The sequence below is a fragment of the Streptomyces sp. NPDC057424 genome (assembly GCF_042803315.1).
GTDB lineage: Bacteria > Actinomycetota > Actinomycetes > Streptomycetales > Streptomycetaceae > Streptomyces.
The window spans coordinates 36,551-54,741 of record NZ_JBHVCP010000010.1; the positions used below are offsets into that span (position 1 = coordinate 36,551).

Below are 18,191 nucleotides of genomic sequence, written 5' to 3' on the forward strand. Positions count from 1 at the left end.
TCAATGCCAGATTCTCTTCCGAGCAGCGGCCTACCGCGGGCGCAAGTGAGGCGAAGAGTGGTTCGGTCCGGCGAGGAACCCAGGTCGGCGGGGCGTGCGACGGACGGCACGGGGCCCGCCAGTCTTCGTGAGCTGTTCCTCCAGGGTGAGCCGGTCGAGACGGGCGTACGGACGTCCATCCTGAGCTCGTGGCAGCGCTGCCGGTCCCTGGGCCTGTCGCCGGACACGCTCGGCCTCCCCTTCCGGGAGGACTTCGACCCGGGCGGCCGAATCGTCCGGGCGGCCCTGCCGGTGCTCGACCGGCTGCAGGCCACGTTCGCCGGCAGCCAGGTCAACATCTCGGTCGCCGACGCGAACGGGACGGTCCTGCTGCGCCGCTTCGGGGACCCGTCGATGGTCAGGAGCCTCCCGGCCATTCAGGTCGTCCCGGGGTTCGTCTTCGCCGAGCAGGTCGCCGGTACCAACGGCATCGGGCTGGCCCTGGCGGAGCGGCGGCTCATCCGCGTCTACGGCGCCGAGCATTTCGCGGAGCGCTCCCAGCAGAGCGCCTGTGTCGCGCTACCCGTCCGTGACCCGCTCAGCGGGCGCATCGAGGGCGTCCTGTGCCTGGGCTATCCGCGCGGCTTCGAGCGGCCCGCACTGGGCGTCGCGATCCGCAGGGCGGCCGACGGCATCGAGCGGCGGCTGCTGGGGCAGAGTTCCGCGCGCGAGCGGGCCCTGTTGCGGACGTACCTGGCCACCGGGGCCGGGACGCCCGGTCCGCACCGTGGGGTGGCATTGGACGCGCTGGCGACGGAGTTTCACCCCCGCGACCAGGCCATTCTGAGGGAGAAGGCGGCCGAGCTGATCTCCGGTGCGCAGCGGGGAGCTGCCGAGGTGACCCTGCCCGACGGCCGGCGGGTGGCGCTCGTGATCCGTCCGGTGACGAGTGGCGCCGGTGTGCGGGGCATCGCCGTCGAGGCCGTGCTGTCCGGCTCCCCGGCGGTGGAGCCGCTCGTCATACCGCACCAGATGGACGAGCTGTCCGGCCTCACCGCCCCCGCCGCGCGCCCGCCGATCACCCTGCCGTCCGGGCACGTCGCCGTGGCCCCGGGCCCGGTCGTCACGACCGAAGGAAACGGCGGGACAGCGAGCCCCGGCGGGACCGACGGCCCGGGTGAGCACCGCGGGTCCGGAACGCCCGCCGTGCCCGTCGCGGCGCACAGCGACCCGCCCGCCGCCGGGCCCGCCACGGCCGACGGCCGCCGGACTGCCTCCGAGCCCGCCGCGTCCGGCAGTGACCGGACCACCGCCGACCCCGGTACGGTCGGCACCGCTGACGGGGGCAGGGGTCTCGCCGGGCCCGGCGGGGTTCTCGCGGCCGGTGGGGGCCGTGGTGCGGGCGAGCACGCGGAAGCGGCGTTCCCAGCCCGGGGGCTGGTGATGCTGGGGGAGCCGCAGGTCGGGGCCTACGCCCTGGCCGCGCGCCGCCGTCTGGAACTGCTGTCCGAGGCCAGCACCCGCATCGGCACCACCCTGGACGTGCGTCGCACCGCCGAGGAACTCGCCGAGACCGCCGTGCCCGGACTCGCCGACTTCGTCACCATCGACCTGCCCGATGCCGTACTGCGTGGCGAGGAGTCCGCCGACCCCCTCGCCGACCTGCGCCGCACGGTCGTCCACGGCATCCGTGAGGGCCTGCCCTTCACCCCGCCCGGCAAGCGCGTCGACTTCGGCCCGGCCGCGCCCCAGCTGCGCTGCCTCGGCAGCGGCGAGGCTGTGCTGGAACCGGACCTGAAGGCCGCCGCGGGCTGGCTCGCCCAGGACGCCGAGCACGCCGCGCCCCTGCTGGCCCACGTGCACTCCCTCATCGCGGTGCCCCTGCTCGCCCGCGGTGTCGTCCTGGGTGTCGCCTGCTTCTACCGGGCGGAGGGTTCCTTCGGGGACGACGACCGCTCCCTGGCCCAGGAACTCGCCTCGCGCGCCGCCCTGTCCATCGACAACGCCCGGCGCTTCACCCATGAGCGCACCATGGTCCTCGCACTCCAGCGCCGGCTGCTCCCGCACGGCCTGCCCGACCAGGACGCCGTGGAGGTCGCCCATCGCTACCTGCCCGCCGAATCCGACGTGGGCGGCGACTGGTACGACGTCATCCCCCTGTCCGGCGCCCGCGTCGGACTCCTCGTCGGCGACGTCGTCGGTCACGGCATGCTCTCCGCGGCCACCATGGGCCGGCTGCGCACCGCCGCGCGCAGCTTCGCCGAGCTCGACTTCCCGCCGGACGAGGTCCTCACCCACCTGGACAACCTCGTGGGCCGCCTGGACCGGGAGGACCCCGACGGCAAGGGCGCCGGCGTCATCGGCGCGACCTGCCTCTACGCCGTCTACGATCCGGCCGCGCAGCGGTGCCTGATGGCCCGCGCTGGTCACCCGCCGCCCGCGCTCGTCCGGCCCGACGGCACCGTGACCTACCCCGACCTGCCGGCCGGGCCCCCGCTCGGCCTCGGCGGCCTGCCCTTCGACACCGCCGAGGTCGACCTTCCCGAGGGCAGCCAGCTGGTCCTGTACACCGACGGGCTCATCGAGGACCGGCACCGCGACGTCGACGTGGTGCTGGAGCAGTTGAGCGAGGCCCTGGCCCATCCCGAGCGTGCCCCCGAGGAGACCTGCCAGGCGATCCTGGACACCGTGGCGCCCGCTCACCCGCACGACGACATCGCCCTGCTCGTCGCCCGCGTCCACGCCCTGGATCCCGGCCGGATCGCCGCCTGGGAGCTGTCCGCCGACCCGGCCCTCGTCGGCGAGGTCCGGGCGTCCGCGATCCGGTGGCTGTCCGACCGGGGGCTCGACGAGGCCGCGTTCGCCGCGGAGTTGATCCTCAGCGAGCTGATCACCAACGCCATCCGGCACGGCGCCGGGCCCATCCGGGTGCGGCTGCTCTACGGCCGGACCCTGATCTGCGAGGTCTCCGACGCCAGCAACACCGCACCCCACCTGCGCCGGGCGGCCAGTACGGACGAGGGCGGACGGGGTCTGTTCCTCGTCGCGCAGCTCTCGCAGAGCTGGGGTACGCGCTACCTGCCCGAAGGCAAGGTCATCTGGGCCGAGTGCGGGCTCGACGCGGCCTGACGCGGCCACGGACCCAGGGCGGCGGCCGCAGGCCGATCCCGCTCCGGCCGCCCTGGAGGTCTCGCCCCGGAGGAGTCGCGGCGATCCGAGAAATGCCCGAAATGCTGTAATTTGATCGCGTGCGCGACGCTCCCGACACGCCCCCGGAGACGGCTTCACCCTTCGGGCCGGAACCCCTGGTCCGGATCCGCGGACTCAGCAAGCGGTTCGGCGGCACCGTCGCGCTGGCCGGGGTCGACCTCGACGTGTACGCCGGCAGTGTCCTCGCCCTCCTCGGGCCCAACGGCGCCGGGAAGTCCACGCTCATCAAGATCCTCGCCGGAGTCCACCACGCCGACGCGGGGCAGATCACCGTCGCCGGGGAACCCCTCGGCGGCCCCACCGTCGCCCGGAGCATGTCGTTCATCCACCAGGACCTCGGTCTCGTGGAGTGGATGACGGTCGCCGAGAACGTCGCCCTGACCACCGGGTACGGGTGCCGGACCGGGCTGATCTCCTGGCGGCGCACCCGCGCGCGCTGTGTCCGGGCCCTGGGGATCGTCGCCGCCCACCTCGACCCGGACACGCCGGTCTCCGCTCTCGCGCCGGCCGACCGTTCACTGGTCGCGATCGCCCGCGCCCTGGCGGCTCACGCACGGCTCATCGTCCTCGACGAACCGACCGCCCGCCTGCCCGCCGCGGACTGCGCCCGGCTCTTCCGCGTCCTGCACGACCTGCGCGACCGCGGGCACGCGATCCTCTACGTCAGCCACCGTCTGGACGAGGTGTACCGGGTCGCGGGCACCTTCGCCGTCCTGCGGGACGGCCGCGTGGTCAGCCACGGCCGGCTCGCCGGCCGCAGTCCCGCGCGGCTGGTCCGCGACATCGTCGGCGAGGCGGACGGACCGGTCGTCCACCGCCCTGCCGCGACCCCGGCCGACGCACCCCCCGTCCTGACCCTCGACGGCGTGCGCACGGCCCGGGCCGGACCCGTCGGCTTCGAACTCGCGGCCGGGGAGATCCTCGGCCTGGTCGGTCTCTCCGACGCCGGGCACATGGACCTGGGCCGCGCCCTCGCCGGCGCCCGGCCCCTCCTGGCCGGGCGGGCCCTGCTGCACGGGCGGCCGTACCGGCCCCGCACCGTCGCGGAGGCCGTCGCCCTCGGGGTCGGGCTCGTGCCGGGCGACCGGCTGCGGGAGGGCTGCCTCGCCGAGCTGACCGTACGGGAGAACCTCCTGGCCAACCCGAGCGCGGGCGGCCTGCCGGTACCGCGCTGGATCGGCCCCCGCGGCGAACGGGCCCGGGCCGCCGCCCTGATCGAGCGGTTCGCGGTGCGCCCCCGCGATACCGAGGCCCCCATCGCCACGCTGTCCGGCGGCAACCAGCAGAAGGTCATGATCGGCCGCTGGCTGCGGACCGACCTGCGGCTGCTGATCCTGGAGGAGCCGACCGCGAGCGTCGACGTGGGCGCCAAGGCCGCGATCCACGGCCTGCTCCACGAGGCGCTGGAGGCGGGCCTCGCGGTGCTGCTGCTGTCCACCGACTTCGAGGAGGTGGCGAGCGTGTGCCGGCGCACGCTGGTCTTCGTGCGCGGAACCGTGACGGCCGAGCTGAGCGGCCCCGCCCTCACCGTCGCCGGACTCACCCGGGCGGCCTCGGCCATGCTCCCGTCCACGGGCGGTCACCCGTGACGCCGCCGTCCCGGCCGCGGCGCCGTCCCGGCGGCCACCACATCGGCGCCTACGGCCTGCTCGCCCTCACCGCCCTGCTCTACCTGGTCTTCTCCCTCGCCCTGCCGGACACCTTCCCCACGCTGGACACCGTCGACTCGATCCTGTCCAACCAGTCGATCCCGGCCGTGCTCGCGCTCGCCGCGATGGTGCCCGTCGTCACCGGCGCGTTCGACCTCTCGATCGGCTACGGCCTCGGCCTGGCCCATGTGATGGTGCTGCAGCTCGTCGTCAACGAGGGCTGGCCCTGGCCGCTCGCCTGCCTCACCGTGCTCGCCGGAGGACTGGTCGTGGGCGTCCTCAACGGTGTCGTCGTCGAGTTCGGCCGGATCGACTCCTTCATCGCAACCCTCGGCACCGGCAGCATGATGTACGCCGTGACCGGCTGGATCACCGACGGCGGCCGGATCGTCCCCGGCCCGCAAGGCCTGCCGCCCGCGTTCACCGACCTCTACGACTCCTCGTTCCTCGGTCTCCCCGTCCCCGCCTTCTACGTGCTCGCCCTGGCGGCCGTCCTCTGGCTGGTGCTGGAGCGGATGCCCCTCGGCCGGTACCTGTACGTCGTCGGGTCGAACCCGCGCGCGGCCGACCTCGTGGGCATCCCGACCCGCACGTACACCGTCTACGCGTTCGCCGCCTCGGGCCTGATCGTCGGCTTCGCCGGTGTGCTGCTCGCCGCCCAGCAGCAGATCGGCAACCCGAGCGTGGGCCTCGACTACCTGCTGCCCGCCTTCGTCGGCGCCCTCCTCGGCTCCACGGCGATCAAGCCCGGCCGGCCCAACGCCCTCGGCACCGTCGTCGCCGTGGCCGTCCTCGCCGTCGGCCTCACCGGCATCGCCCAGCTGGGCGCCGAGTTCTGGACCGTCCCGCTGTTCAACGGCGGCACCCTGCTCATCGCCGTGGGCCTGGCCGGATACGCCGCCCGCCGCCGGCTGCGCGGCGGCGCGGCCCGCGACGCACCCGCCGCGCCGCCCCCGTCCTCCCCGGCGCGGGAGGGCGGCACGGCCCCGCCCTGACCCTCCCGGCGCGTCCCGCCGCTTCGATCCCCTCACTGGAGCTCCCGTGCACCGCACCCGCAAGGCCGCCCCCGCAGTCCGCACCGCGCGGCTCGCCTTCTGCGCCCTGCTGGCCACGGCCGCCGCCCTCACCGGCTGCGAACGGGGCTCCTCGGACGGCGCGGACGAGACCGTGACGGGTTCGAGCGGCTGCCCCGCCGTCCACGCCCGGGCCCGGGAAGCCGTCACCCGGGCGGAGCGGACCGACATCGACTGGGGTGGACCCACCGGCGGCCCCGCGGCGGTGCCCGGCAAGACCATCGTCTTCGTCGCGCAGACCATGACCAATCCCGGTGTCGCGGGCGCGGCGAACGGGGTCCGGGACGCCGCGCGGGCCATCGGCTGGAACGTCCGGGTCATCGACGGCGGCGGCACCCCGGCCGGCATCCAGGCGGCCATGAGCGACGCCGTCGCCCTGCGGCCCTCGGGCATCGTCATCGGCGGGTTCGACCCCGACTCGACGGCCCGGCAGGCCGCCCGGGCCAACGCGCAGGGCATCCCGCTCATCGGCTGGCACGCGGTCCCCGAGCCCGGCCCCAGCCGGCAGCCCGACCTCTTCACCAACGTCACCACCCGCGTCCAGGACGTCGCCCGCATCAGCGCGCAGTGGATCATCTCCGACTCCGACGGCCGTGCCGGGGTCGTGCTCATCACCGACGCGTCGATCCCCTTCGCGCGGAACAAGTCCGACCTGATCCGCGAGGAGCTGGAGAGCTGCCAGGGCGTGCGGCTGCTCTCGGTGGAGAACATCCCGATCCCGGACGCCAGCAGCCGCACCCCCCGGGAGATCTCCTCCCTGCTCTCCCGCTTCCAGGACCGCTGGACCCACTCCGTGGCCATCAACGACCTGTACTTCGCCGACGCCGCCCCCGCCTTCCGAGCCGCCGGGGAGAAGGGCTCCGGGCCGCCCTTCAACATCGGGGCCGGCGACGGCGACCCGTCCGCCTTCCAGCGCATCAACAGCAGGCAGTACCAGGCCGCGACCGTACCCGAGCCGTTGTCCCTCCAGGGCTGGCAGATCATCGACGAGTTCAACCGCGCCTTCTCGGGCCGTCCCGACAGCGGGTACGTGGCCCCCGTGCACATCGCCACGGCCGGCAACAGCGAGGGTGCCTCCAGCTGGGATCCGTCGGGCTACCGGGAGGCCTACCGGCGGATCTGGGGGAAGTGACGGCCGCTCAGGTGCCGATCTCTTCACGGAACATGCACGGAACCTCGGAATCCCTTTAGGTTTCAAGGGCTACTGTCGCGTCAGTCGAGTGGCCGCCGGGGGCCGATCCGAGCGGGGCCCGTCCGCGGCGGCCCTCGCTCCCCCCCCCCATGAGGCACAGGAGGCCCGGTGTGCACGACGGCGACGTAGTGGTGATCGGCGGCGGCTACGCCGGTGTCCGGCTGGCCAAACGCCTGGACGGCACCGCCCGGGTCACGCTGGTGGACCGCAAAGAGGTCTTCTTCCACCGCATCGCCTCCCTGCGCGCCGGAGTGCACCCCACATGGACGCAGACGCCCTTCATCCCCTACGACCGGCTGCTGCGCCACGGCCGGGTGGTCACCGGCAAGGCCGTCCGCATCGACACCGCCGAGCGGCAGGTCGTCCTCGCCACGGGCGAGCGGCTGCCGTACGACGTGGTCGTGATCGCCACCGGCGCCGACTACCCCGAGCCGGCCCGCTTCACCGGTACCACGACCGAGGAAGCGGCCAAGTCGTTCGCCGAGCACCAGCGCAACGTCGCCACGGCCGAGCACGTCCTGGTCGTCGGCGGCGGCCCCGGCGGCGTCGAACTCAGTGCCGAGATCCGCCTCGCCCGCCCGGACGCCCGGGTCACCCTCGCCCACTCCGGGCCCGCGCTGCTGGACGCCACGGGCAGTGCCCGTCCCGGCCGCAAGGCCCTGGCCTGGCTGGAGTCCCACGACGTCGAGGTGCGGCTCGACTCCTTCATGTCGCCCGGCAACGACTACGGCACCTACCGCGACGCCCGCGGCACCGTCATCGACGCCGACCTGTCCTTCTGGGCGACGGGCACCACCCCCAACACGCTCTGGCTGCGCCTGGCCGGCCACGGCGACTGGCTCAACGGAGCCGGCCGCGTGAAGGTGGACCGGGCCCTCCGGGTCGAGGGCTGGCTGGACGTGTTCGCCGTAGGCGACGTGAACGACGTCAGTGAACTCAAGATCACCCCTGCCGCCCTCGCCCAGGCGGACATCGCCGCCCACAACATCCGCTCCTACCTGCAGAGTTCCGGCAGGCACCGCAAGGAACCGCGCCTGTACCGCCCGATCCAGCGCACCCCGCTCATCGTGCCCTTCGGTCCCGCCGACGGTCTGACGGTGCTGCCCGTGCCGGGCGGCGAGTCAGCCGTTCTCGGCAGCCGCACCACCACCCTGGCCAAGGCGAAGAGCCTCATGACGCCCTACATGCGCCGTCAACTCGGCTACACGGCGGCCTGACCCGCGGCCGCCCCGCCCCACCACCCGACCCCCCCTCGTTACCCGCGAGTTCAGCCTGGGGTAGGGTCCCCACCGTTTCCGGCTACCGACTGATGGTGTGCCGGTACAGGGCGTGTCGGAGGGTGGGCAAGAGGATGGAATCCCAGCGGGGTGACGGCGGATCCGTGGACCTGGACGACACGAGGCTGGAGACACTCGCTCCCGAACCGCTGCTGACCAGGGACTACGAGGTGCGTCCCGCGCTCGTGTACGAACGGCTGCGGCAGCGGCACGGCCCGGTCGCGCCGGTCGATCTGCTGGGGGTGCCGGCCTGGCTGGTCCTCGGCTACCGCGAGTCGCTCCAGGTGCTCCAGGACGACGACGGCTGGCCCAAGGGCCTGGAGAACTGGCGGGCCCGCTCCGAGGGCAGGGTGCCGGCCGACTGGCCGCTCGGACCCTCCCTGGAGGTCAACCACATCCTGATCCAGGGCGGCCCCGGCTACCGGCCCCTGCGCAGCGCGTGGGACGTCGCCCTCAGGCCCTTCCAGGACCCCCGCAACCCCCAGGCCAAGCGTCTGAAGGCCGCCGTCACCGCCTACGCCGACGAGCTGATCACCCTCGTCGGACAGGGCGGCAAGACCGGCGTGGCGGACCTGTCCGCGCAGTTCTCCCGGCCGCTGCCACTGATGGTGGCCAGCCATCTGCTGGGCTTCCCCGGCTCACAGGGCGACGACGCGCTGATGGACATGTGGCGCGTGCTCGACGCCGGCCCGGACGCCGAGGCGGCCCTGGAACGCCTGCTGGCGACGCTGGCCGAACTGGCCGCGCAGAAGCTGGAGAAGCCGGGCGACGACTTCCCCTCGTACCTGCTGGCCGCTCACCCGGATCTCTCGCTCGACCATCTCGCCCGTGAACTGTTCATGCTGCTCGGCATGACCTCCGACCACGTCGGCATCCTCATCTCCAACACCGTCGTGGAGGTCATCTCGGGCGAGGGCAGCGTGCGCGCCAGCCTGTCCGCCGGGATGGTCAGGGAGACCATGAACCGGGTGGTCATGCGCAAGCCGCCCCTGGTCAACTTCGTCCCGCGCTTCGCGGCCGGGGACACCCGGCTCGGCAACTACACGATCCGGGCCGGCGACCCGGTGTGGGTCTCCCCGGGCGCGGCCCATGCCGACCCGCTCTTCGCCGACCACGTCGCCTCGGGCACCACCATCAGCACCCGGGCCCACCTGTCCTGGGGAGCCGGACCGCGCCAGTGCCCGGCACGGGAGCTCGCCTCGACGGTCGCGGCGGTCGGCGTGGGGCGCCTGTTCGAGCGGTTCGACTACCTCGATCTCGCCCTGCCGGCCGACCAACTGCCGTGGCGCTCCTCGCCGTTCATGCGCGGGCTGCGCTCCCTGCCCGTGCACTACGAACTCGCCTCCGCGCCGCCCCCGCGGCCCTGGGCGGACGACCCCGCGCCGGGGGTGGCCGAGGAGGTCCTGCCGGACCCGTCCGCCCGGCAGCGCTCCTCGCTGTGGCGCTATCTGACGGGCCTCATCCGCGGCGGCCGCTGACCTGGAACGACCGAGTCGAACGCCCATCCCGCACCGGCGTTCCTCACGGTCCCGGGATGACGCTTTCACGCCGCACGCGTGACAAACGGTGCTGGCCGGAGGACCCCCCGTGCTGGGATGCTCGTATCAGATCCCGGGACAGGGCGCGAGGGCCCGCGGGGGCCGGGCAGGTACACCTCGATGACCTGCCCGGCCGTTCCTCCGGCAGGGCACGGAGCGGGGACGTGCACGGGGCCGTGAGGCTCACACCCAACCCGACTCCGCGGCGATCCGGATCGCGTCGATCCGATTGCGGCCGCCCGTTTTCCGGGTGATCGCCGACAGATGGTTGCGGACCGTCGCCGCGGTCAGGCACAGCCGCTCGGCGATCTCCCGCGTGGGCGTGCCGTCGGCGGTCAGCCTCAGCACCTCCACCTCGCGCGGAGTCAGCGGATTCGCTCCCGCGTCCAGCGCCGCCAGCGCGAACTCGGGGTCGATGAACCGCTGCCCCCTCACCAGCTTGCGGACACCGTGGACGAGCCGGTCCGGCGGGGCGTTGGTGCTGATGACACCGGCGGCGTGCAGACCGAGCATGCGGCGCAGCCGCTCGGGAGTCGTCGAGGCCATCATCAGCAGCATCCGGCACTCCGGCAGCCGTGCCCGCAGCTCACCCCGGACGGCGATCTCCTCGCCCTCTCTGGAGTCCACGCCGATCACGGCCACGTCCGGACGGCACGCCAGGGCACGCGCGACCACGTCACCGTTGCCGTCGGCCTCGGCGACGACCTCGATGTCGTCCTCCCGCGACAGCAGAGCGGCGAACGCTCCCCGCACGAGACGGGTCTGCTCGACGAGAAGAACGCGGATCACGGTCGCTCCCTCTCCGCCGTACGCGGCCCGCAGGGCCACCTTGCTCGGATTATCGCCGCACACCGCGGGAATTTCAGGTCGGTCCGTGGCGCGACCGACCGTCCCGGGAGCGGCCGCCCACACCGCAAGGGCGGCCGCCGGGACCGGGGGTGATCGAGTGGTGAGGCCTTGGAGCCGGGCGTACCGTCGAACGGTGGACACCGCAGGCAGCAGCCCGCAGCCGGCTTCACCACAGGCGACCACCACCAGAGAGTCCGGTGGTGGCGGAAACGCGATGGCCCTGCTCGTCATCGCCTCGTGCCAGTTGATGGTGGTCCTCGACATCACCATCGTGAACATAGCGCTGCCGCACATCCAGAGCTCGCTTGAGTTCTCCACCACGAGCCTGTCCTGGGTGGTGAACGCCTACACCCTCACCTTCGGCGGCCTGCTGCTGCTCGGCGGCCGGGCCGGCGACATCCTCGGCCGGCGGCGCGTCTTCGTCTTCGGCGTGCTGCTCTTCGTACTCGCCTCCCTTCTGGGCGGCTTCGCCCAGAACGCCGGCCAACTCCTCGGCGCCCGCGCCCTGCAGGGCGTCGGCGGCGCCATCGCCTCCCCGACCTCCCTCGCCCTGATCAGCACCACCTTCCGCGAAGGACCGGAACGCAACCGCGCCTTCGGGGTCTTCGCCGCGGTCTCGGCCGGCGGCGGCGCGATCGGCCTGCTGGCCGGCGGCATGCTGGTGGAGTGGCTGAACTGGCGGTGGGTGCTGTTCGTCAACGTGCCCATCGGCCTGCTCATCGTGCTGGCCACACCGCGCTTCATCAGGGAGTCCGAACGCCACCCCGGGCGCTTCGACATCACCGGCGCACTCACCTCCACCGCGGGCATGGTGCTGCTCGTCTACGGCTTCATCAGGGCCGCGCAGGACGGCTGGCGCGACGCCCTCACCATCGCCTCGTTCGCCGGAGCGGTCGTCGTCCTTGTGGCGTTCATCCTGATCGAGCGGCGTTCGAAACAGCCCATCACACCGCTGCACATGTTCGCCGACCGCAACCGCGCGGGCACCTACGGCATCATGCTGTGCCTGGCCGCCGCCATCTTCGGCATGTTCTTCTTCCTCACGCTCTTCGTGCAGAACGTGCTGGGGTTCAGCCCGCTCGCGGCCGGACTGGCCTTCCTTCCGGTCAGCGCGGTCATCGCCGTCGGCGCCGGACTGGCCTCGCGGTTCCTGCCCGTCTACGGGCCCAAGCCGTTCATGGTGGGGGGCGCGATCCTGGCGGCGGTGGGCCTGGCCTGGCTGACCCTGACCGACGTCCACTCCACCTACGCGGGCAGTGTCCTCGGCCCCATGCTCGTCTTCAGCCTCGGCATGGGCATGGAGTTCGTGTCACTGACCCTCATGGCGCTGTCCGACGTGCCCACGCCGGAGACCGGCGCGGCCTCCGGACTCCTCAACGCCACCCAGCAGGTCGGCGGCTCCCTCGGCCTGTCCATCCTGGTCACGATGTACGGCACGGCCAGTACCAACGAGGCGGACCAGCAGGTCCCGGCCTTCCTCGAGCAGGCCACCCCCGCCGAGCGCATCCGGTTCGAACGCACCGGGCAACTGCCCAAACCCTGGTCCGACGAGATCCTCACCGCCGGCGTCTCGGCCGCCTTCATCATGGCGGCGATCTTCACCGCCGTCGCCGCGCTGATCGCCCTGGTCGTCATCCAGGTCCGCCCCTCCGACCTGCAACGCCTCAAAGGAGGAGCGGGCCCCGGCCCGGTGTGAGGCCCGCTCCCAGCGCTCTGACGGCCCGCTACGAACCGATCCGCGCCGCGATGACCGGCGCCAGCCGGTCGGCGATGACCCGGTGCCCCCGGTCGTTGGGGTGCACCGAGTCCGACAGATCGGCCGACCCCAGCCAGCCCGTCGTGTCGACGAAGGACACCCGCGCGTCACCACCGGCGACGGCGGCCTTGACCGCGGCCTCGGTCTGCGGGACGAACCGTCCCCGGAACGTCTCCAACGCGAAGATCCACGCCTGCGGGTACGCGGCCCGCACCTTGCGCAGCAGACTTCCGTACGCCGACTGGAACTGCGCCGAACTCACCCCGTGCCCGACGTCGTTGGTGCCGAGGTTGATGACGACCGCTTCGGCCCGGTAGCGGGAGAAGTTCCAGTCGGGCGTCGCCGCGTTCGGGTTGAGCTTGGTGAACTGCCGCTCCAGCCCCACGCATCCGTCCGCCGCGGCCACCAGGCACGCCCCGCCCTGCGCGATCTGTGTGTGCTCGACGCCCAGCCGCTCCCCGATCAGCCAGCCGTACGCGGTGCGGGCGTTCTGCGAGGTCGTCGTGCCCACGGTGATCGAGTCGCCGACGAACTCCACCAGTCCGCCCGGGGCCGGCGGCGCGAACGTCGTTGCCCCGCTGTCCAGGACCAGTCCCTGGAAGACGGCGTCGCCCCGGTACGACCCGGCCACCACCTGGTAGTTGACCTGGAGGGTGTGGTTGCCGGGGGAGAGGGCCGACGGGGTCAGGTTCACCGTTCCCTTGACGTCGTCGTAGAACTTCACGGGCCCGTTGTCGATCCGCGCCCACAGGTCGATCGTGCCCCGCTGCTTCAGCTTGACCGTCCGGCCGGTGAAGCCGACCCGGTAGTAGGCGCCCGCCCAGTACGGGGTGTAGGCGGTGCCGGAACTGGTGGTGTCCCAGCGGCCGACGAACTTGATGTTCGGGTCGCCGGGCTGCCCGGGAGCGGCCGCCTTCACCTTGGCGGTGCTGCCGAGCCGGGCCCGTACGACCGGAGCCAGACGTTCGGCGAACCTGGCGTGCCCCGCCTCGTTCGGATGCCCGTTGCCGTCCTCGTAGTGGGTGCCGTCCGTGAGCCAGCCGGTGGTGTCGACGTAGTGCACCCGCGCGTCACCGGCGCTGTTGCGGGCGCTGACGGCGGCCCGGGTCTCGGTGACATAGCGCTTCTTCAGCGTCTGCACCGCGAACAGGTGTGCCGTGGGGTACTTGGCGCGCACGTCCCGCAGGAACGTGGTGTACGCCGACCGGAAGGCGGCGCCGGACACCCCGTGCCCGATGTCGTTGGTGCCGAGGTTGACGACGACGGCGTCGGCGCGGTAGCGGGAGAAGTCCCAGTTCGTGTCACCCGTGCTCGCCGTCCTGAAGAACTGCCCGCTCAGACCGGCGCACCCGGACTGCGCGACGAGGCAGTACCCGGACCGGGCGATCTGCGTGTGCCGCATGCCCAGCCGCTCTCCGGTCCGCCAGGCGTACGAGTCCAGCGCCAGCCGGTCGGTGAGGGCCCCGGCCGTGATGGAGTCGCCGACGAACTCCACCAGCCCCGTCGGGGCGCCGGCGGCGACGGTCCGGGCCCCCGGGTCCAGGACCAGGCCCTGGAAGACGGTGTCGCCGGAGCGGTAGGTCACGCGCAGGGTGTGGGTGCCGGGGGAGAGCGGCCGGGGAGTGAGGTTCACCGTGCCGCGCACGCCCGCGTGGAAGACGTCCGGTCCGCCGTCGATGCTCGCGTAGAAGTTGACCGCGTTCCTGGCCCTGACCCTGACCGTGGTGCCGGTGAAGCCGGTCTGCAGATAGGCGCCGGTCCAGTGGGGCACGGCCGCGGTGCCGGAGGAGGTGTCCCAGCGTCCGACGTAGGCGATGTTGGGGTCGGACACCGAGCCGTCACCGGGGGCGGCCTGCGCGGGCGAGCCTCCGGCCCAGGACAGCAGGCAGACCATGAGTACGGCCGCGAGGAGGGCCGGCAGGGCGCGTCCGGGGGAGGTGTGGGGGGAGATCTGCACGGGGTTCCCTTCACATGGATGGAGTGGGAGCGCTCCCATAGGCAGCCTTTCGAGAGAACCAGTGAAACGGTTCAACGTCAAGTGGTTGACTGCGGAAGGAGTTTGAGAAGCGGCATCGACCGCTGCTCGTGCGCCGCCGGGGCCGTTCGGCCGAGTGGCGGGTGTCCGCGGCGCTCTCCGTCGGGTGAATCCGTGCCCGGCGGTGCCCGAAACGCCCTCCGCGGCGGAACCCTCACTGGGTGAGCGAAGGAGGAGGACAGCCACGCCGGCTCGGGCGGCTGCTGCGCGACGGGCTCGGCGTCCGCCGCGCCCTGCACCGGCGCCGGCTGATGCGGCAGGGCTACGACCGGACCAGGACCTGGCGGGTCCGCAAGAACGGCGGGTACGTGGCGCTGCTGGTGCTGACGTTCCTCGGGGCGCTGCTCCTGCTGTTCCTGGCCGTCACGGCCCTCATCACCCTGCCGCAGGAAAAGAGCTTCGAATCACCCGTCAGATGGATCGACCAGCAGTGCACGGCGGACAGTTTCAGCTGCACCGTCCTGCAGTCGCTCTTCATGCCGTTCCTCACCCTCGCCCTGGCCACCGTCACCTATCTGTTCTTCCGGTTCAGCCATGTGCGCCGGGCCTACGTGCGCAAGGCACTCGGCGATCCTCATGAACTCGTGGAGACCGCGGGCGGCATCTTCGGCCGGGTCGTCGGCCGCGACCAGCTCTGCTCCGTCCTCATGGAGGACCTGCGCGACCGGCGCTTCCGCCGTACGCACGTCGTCGTCGGCGGCATCGGCACCGGCAAGACGGCGCTGGTGGTGCTGCTGACCCAGCGGCTCGCGGAGCGCGGCGCGGTACCCGTGCCGCTGCGGCTGCGCGCCGCCGACAACAACCTGGACTTCCGCGAGCTGGCCTTCGAGCGCTTCTGCCGGGAGGTGCAGGGCCACATCCGTTCCGGCGCGGAGGCCGAGAAGGTGTGGCGGCGGCTGAGCCAGCAGGGCCGGATCGTGGTGCTCGCGGACGGCCTGGACGAGGCGCTCACCACCGAGGACCTGACGGAGGAGCGCGACACCCTCATCCGACTGGCCATCCGCCGCGCCAACGAGGAAGGCCTGCCCCTGATCATCACCTCCCGACCGCACGACTCGCTGCGCGGCATGGAGGCCTCCCTCACCGAGCTGGAGCCGCTGAGCGAGGAGGCCGCCCTCACCTACATCTCGTCCGGAGGCGCCGGGGAGGACCGGCAGCGGCTGGACTGGATCGTCGAGCGGGCGGGCATCGCGGAGGCCCCGACCTATCTGGAGATCGCCGCCGAACTGCACGAGCAGGGACTGCTGGAGCGTGCCCTCAGCGCCCCCAGGGAGGAGGAGGCGGTGGAGACCCGGGGCGGCGACCGGGCGTCCCTGCGGTTCCATCTGTTCGAGACCTGGCTCAGCGCCCTCATCAGCGGCCGCTTCCGGCCGCACCTGCCGCTCTCCCCGGAGGAGCGCCGCTCGACGGTCCACTACCTGTCCGCGCTCGCCTGTGTGGGGCTCGCCCTCGACACCTCCGAGGTGCGGTTCGCCGACGTCGTCGACGAGCAGGACCCGGCACGCTCCCGCTTCCCCGAGATCGTCAGGGAACTGGCCCGCAGGGTCGGCGACAGCGGCATCGACCTCAGGCTCGCCGCCCACTGGGGAGCCCGCATGGAGCTGGTCGAGCTGGGCGGGGACCGCGTCCGCTTCCAGCACAGCGTGATCCAGGCCCAGCTCGGGGCCCGCTTCCTGAGCGCGGTGATCCACCCGGACGTCCCGGACGAACCGCGCCAGGGATCGTTCTTCCCGGCAGCCTTGCAGAGCCCGGGCCGGGAGCTGCTGATCGCCATGGTCCTGCACTCCCGGCTGCCCGACGGCGCCTGCGTCCACGAGGAACCCGGCGCGGCCGGCCCGGACGGGACGTGCTGGTGCCCGGTGAGCGCCGCCCGGGACCTCCTGATGGAGGCCGCCTGCCAGGCCCAGAAGGTCCGGAACTCCGGCCACGACAACGACGACAGGCAGGAGGTGCGTCCCCTCTTCGGCCGCACCCTGCACAGCAAGGCCCTGGAGCTCTACGCTGCGGCCCTGGAGATCGACAGCGTCGACGCGGAACCGGAGCAGCATCTGATCGCCATGCGGCTGTGCACGTCCTGGCCGGATCTGCGGGCCCGCGACCCGCACACCCTGCAGACCGCGAAAGCCCTGCTCGTGGCCCGGTTCGGGGAGGCCATGCGCGGAGTCGCCCAGCGCCAGACCCTGCGGCCGGCCTACCTGGAACTGTTCGAGATCGCGCGCCTGGAGCCGTCGTACGCCGTCCGTCTCGCCATCGCCCAGGAGATCGGGGCCGGCGGTGACCTCGCCTTCACCGCGCTCCAGCCCCGGTTGCGCGGGCCCCAGGCGGTCGAGAACCTGCGGGTCGAGCGGGGGCCCGACTGGGTGATGGAGCTGTACGACGAGCAGCAGCCCGAGCTGGTGGGCGAGAGGGAGAGCAGGCTGCGCCGGCAGGGCGAGGGCCAGGTCGCCCGCATGAAGCGGGAACTGAAGGAACGTGAGCAGCAGCGGCGGCAGGAACGCCTGCGGGAGCGCGAGGACCGCGAGTCCGAGGAACGGCAGTGGCGGGACAACACCCTGTGCGCCTGGCTGATCCCGCTGCTCGTCGGCTCGGTCACCACCCACCGGCACCAGGACACGCCGTACGCGTTCCTGGAGAGCTGGGTGCGCCGCGTCGGCATCCCCGAGGACAGCCCGGACTCGCACGCCGGCCTCGACCTCAACGTGGAGGTGGCACTCGCGCAGGGATTCAAGTACGCGGCGAACCGCCGGCACCGCCATCCGCACGCCCGGTCCGAAGCCCGTGAGTACCTCAGCGAGCAGGCCTGGGACATGCTCAAGCGCACCCGCTTCTGGTTCACCCGCCTCACGCTGCTGCACGCGCTGACCCTCTGGGACCTGCCCGACGGCGCCGCGAACTCCCACCCCTCGAGCGGCCACGGCTCCGACCCCGCCCAGCAGGTCCGCCAGTGGCTGGCCCGGCCGGACGGCGAACCGGAGCACCCCTTCGTGACGGCGGCCGCGAAACTGTGCGTCTGGGCGCTCGAGACCCGGCAGCCCGAACGGTTCCTGTGGGTCGACGAGTCGGGCGTCGCCGCGCACGTCGGATCCCAGACGTCCCGGGGCGAGGCGCGCAAGCACAACCTCTGGATCCCGCCCTCCACCGGCTGGAGCGCCCTCCACCCGAGCGCGCAGCAGCTCCTCGCCGACGTGCTGCTGCTTCTCAACCTGGCCGAACGGGGTGACTGGCCCACCGACCGCATCCGCCGCCTCCAGCACACCGCCCGCCCCGACCTGCCGCCCTGCCTCACCCTGGACCGCACCCCGCTCGACCCCGGCCGCACCGCCGTCCGCACGGCCTCCTCCCAGGCGGGCTCCAACTGCCGCGACGACTGCGCCTTCGAACTGTGCCCCTACCCGCCCAAGGGCCTGGACGGCCAGCGCGTCGAACTGGGCGAGGCCTTCTGCCGCGCCCAGTCCACCCTCCTGTCCCACTCCCGTTCGGGACTGCGCCGCAAGGCACCCTGGCAGCGCCGCACCAACCTCACGGAGTTGCGGAGGTTCTGGGAGTCGATGGGGCACCGGGCACAGCACAATGCCCGGCCGCGGTGAGCCGGCCCCGCCGCCGCGCGGACCCGGCAGGGCGCTGCTCGACGGC

Annotated in this window: 10 protein-coding genes; 8 read left to right on the forward strand and 2 right to left on the reverse strand. The window is 72.8% G+C overall.

The window, feature by feature from the left end; translation table 11 throughout:
• Window positions 1-57: 57 nt before the first annotated feature.
• The 6 genes from ACFU3E_RS11555 to ACFU3E_RS11580 all read left to right on the forward strand — a co-directional run bounded on the left by ACFU3E_RS11555 (window position 58) and on the right by ACFU3E_RS11580 (window position 9,858).
• Window positions 58-3,108, forward strand: coding sequence for a SpoIIE family protein phosphatase (locus ACFU3E_RS11555; protein ID WP_384155076.1), 3,051 nt, complete (start codon window positions 58-60; stop codon window positions 3,106-3,108).
• Window positions 3,109-3,227: 119 nt separating this feature from the next.
• On the forward strand, window positions 3,228-4,778 hold the full coding sequence (locus ACFU3E_RS11560) for a sugar ABC transporter ATP-binding protein (RefSeq protein WP_384155078.1): 1,551 nt from the start codon (window positions 3,228-3,230) through the stop codon (window positions 4,776-4,778).
• Window positions 4,775-5,833, forward strand: a complete 1,059-nt coding sequence (locus ACFU3E_RS11565; protein ID WP_384155080.1) for an ABC transporter permease — start codon at window positions 4,775-4,777, stop codon at window positions 5,831-5,833. Before ACFU3E_RS11560 ends, ACFU3E_RS11565 begins: the two co-directional genes overlap by 4 nt.
• A 46-nt stretch (window positions 5,834-5,879) precedes the next feature.
• On the forward strand, window positions 5,880-7,043 hold the full coding sequence (locus tag ACFU3E_RS11570; protein ID WP_384155082.1) for a substrate-binding domain-containing protein: 1,164 nt from the start codon (window positions 5,880-5,882) through the stop codon (window positions 7,041-7,043).
• Between the two features lie 170 nt (window positions 7,044-7,213).
• On the forward strand, window positions 7,214-8,320 hold the full coding sequence (locus tag ACFU3E_RS11575) for an NAD(P)/FAD-dependent oxidoreductase (RefSeq protein WP_384155084.1): 1,107 nt from the start codon (window positions 7,214-7,216) through the stop codon (window positions 8,318-8,320).
• Window positions 8,321-8,454: 134 nt separating this feature from the next.
• A complete protein-coding gene (locus ACFU3E_RS11580; protein ID WP_384155086.1) occupies window positions 8,455-9,858 on the forward strand; it encodes a cytochrome P450 in 1,404 nt (467 codons plus the stop codon).
• Window positions 9,859-10,101: 243 nt separating this feature from the next.
• Here the strand turns inward: ACFU3E_RS11580 and ACFU3E_RS11585 are convergent, their stop codons facing one another.
• A complete protein-coding gene (locus tag ACFU3E_RS11585; protein ID WP_384155088.1) occupies window positions 10,102-10,707 on the reverse strand; it encodes a response regulator transcription factor in 606 nt (201 codons plus the stop codon).
• A gap of 274 nt (window positions 10,708-10,981) precedes the next feature.
• Here ACFU3E_RS11585 and ACFU3E_RS11590 point away from each other — a divergent pair, with 274 nt between their 5' ends.
• Entirely contained in the window at window positions 10,982-12,463 is a 1,482-nt protein-coding gene (locus ACFU3E_RS11590) for an MFS transporter (RefSeq protein WP_384155277.1), read from the forward strand.
• A 28-nt stretch (window positions 12,464-12,491) separates the two neighbouring features.
• Here ACFU3E_RS11590 and ACFU3E_RS11595 read toward each other — a convergent pair whose 3' ends face one another.
• Complete coding sequence (locus ACFU3E_RS11595; protein WP_384155090.1) at window positions 12,492-14,480, reverse strand: GDSL-type esterase/lipase family protein; 1,989 nt, start codon at window positions 14,478-14,480, stop codon at window positions 12,492-12,494.
• A 239-nt stretch (window positions 14,481-14,719) separates the two neighbouring features.
• On the opposite strand from ACFU3E_RS11595, the gene ACFU3E_RS11600 reads away from it, so the two are divergent.
• Window positions 14,720-18,145 (forward strand): NACHT domain-containing protein, encoded by a 3,426-nt coding sequence (locus ACFU3E_RS11600; RefSeq protein ID WP_384155092.1) that lies wholly within the window; start codon window positions 14,720-14,722, stop codon window positions 18,143-18,145.
• Window positions 18,146-18,191 lie beyond the last annotated feature (46 nt).